The sequence below is a fragment of the Chryseobacterium sp. Marseille-Q8038 genome, from assembly GCF_965111995.1.
The window spans coordinates 1-1,696 of record NZ_CBCOPN010000004.1; the positions used below are offsets into that span (position 1 = coordinate 1).

General features: G+C 29.7%; 2 protein-coding genes. Both read right to left on the reverse strand.

The window, feature by feature from the left end; genetic code table 11:
* A partial coding sequence (locus tag ACWPWS_RS24910; protein WP_454048273.1) for a hypothetical protein occupies positions 1-250 on the reverse strand: 250 nt, incomplete at its 3' end.
* 55 nt (positions 251-305) lie between these two features.
* Positions 306-1,696 (reverse strand): hypothetical protein (locus tag ACWPWS_RS24915; RefSeq protein ID WP_454048274.1); only part of this gene is annotated, 1,391 nt, incomplete at its 5' end.

Below are 1,696 nucleotides of genomic sequence, written 5' to 3' on the forward strand. Positions count from 1 at the left end.
CACAATCTATGTTTTGATAATTTCTAGGATTATTTCTATCAAATATTACATTGTATTTTGTGCCTAAAATTATATCATTATCATTGTAAACATTATATAAATACATACACTTATTACGATTAATTGGTTCTAAAATGTGCTTTTTAATATCATAATCAGACAACATTTCTAATGACGAAAAATAAATTTTATTATCAAAAAATATGTTTTCAAACAAACTATCGTAAAATTCTTTTAATTGTGAATCCATAATTTATTTTTAAATTCAATAATCTTTTTATAGAATTCTTGTGCTTCTTTAGATGTTAGTTTTTTGTCTCTTCTAAAAATATGTTACTGCTAGGAATAGAGTTACTTGTAATTGTTTTAGGAATATCAATCCCATAAAACTCATTAACTAACTTCCTTGCGTCCTCTATAGGAATTTCCTTTACAGCAAAATTTGATAATTTTTCAGGTGAAGTATTAACTATAACTTCTAATTCTTTACTAACTCGATAGTTAGTAGCTTGTAAATTTAAACCTTTTAAATCTTTTGGGACATACACTTGCAAAACACCTTTTGTTCCAGGTTTAGATGAGGATTCTATACCAAAGATGACAGCCCTTATCGGGTCTGTAGAAGTTGAAGCTCCATATTCTATTGAGTTAATATTTCCTGTAAAAAGTTCTCCATTTAGACTTCTTGTTGTTCCTCTGAAAAGTGCCTGTATCCCAACTTTTTCCAAATCTTCCGCCATTACATTTTGATCTACTTTCCCTAAGAATTTTATAAGTTCTTCTACTGTTTTTATTTTCCTACTGCTTAAAATTCTTGATAAAATAGCAGCCCCTCTCGCAATTCCTGCTCCAAATTCTGGTAATAGCCCTGTAGCAATATTATTCAGGATTATCCAAAACTCTTCGTCTATTTTTTTATTGGTAAAATATTCAGCAACAAAACAAGGAATATATAATTCTTTACCCTCTGCAACTACAACTTTCATAGGGCTAAAAGGGGATTCAATCTTATTTCCAATTTCTTTTCTACCGTAATACATAGGAAAAGAAGATTGGTCATGTGCAAATATTGCAGTACCTACTCTATATTTTTTCTCTTTTCCTAAATAATAAGCAAAGCCGGTATATCTTATAAATGGATCATTAACGTTATGAGAAGGCTTATATTCCCCATAATCGATATCGAATTTCCACGCCTGCTCGAGTTCATTATTTGTCCAGTTTTTCAAACCAATTCTTGAAAAAGAGGTAATTAATACTTCAATATGCTTATTGCTGAATTTTTCAAATACTTGACGGACAGTCTCAGGATTTTTATTGACTTGATTATACCACAAATTCGCGTTTTTTACTCCTTTCAGCAGATTAATAATTGAAATATTTTCATTAGTTCCTGATATATCAATAGCTTTTTCAGAAAGGGAAACAAAATCCTTCCAAAGCATTTCATCGGTAAGAACTTCCAAGACAAAATCAGGAATGGTTTCATATAAGGCATCAATAATATCAGGGTTGCTTTTAGCGACTGCAAAAAAATGTTTATAATATCGGATAATATCATTTTTCATTTGTTCCGCAGCCGAATTACCTTTTATAATTCTCAAAAATTCAATGAAAGTTTCTGCATTCCCAGTATAAAGCTTTATTGCAATATATTCATCATTCAGTTTGAAATCATAAGGATTTTCTGTAGCAT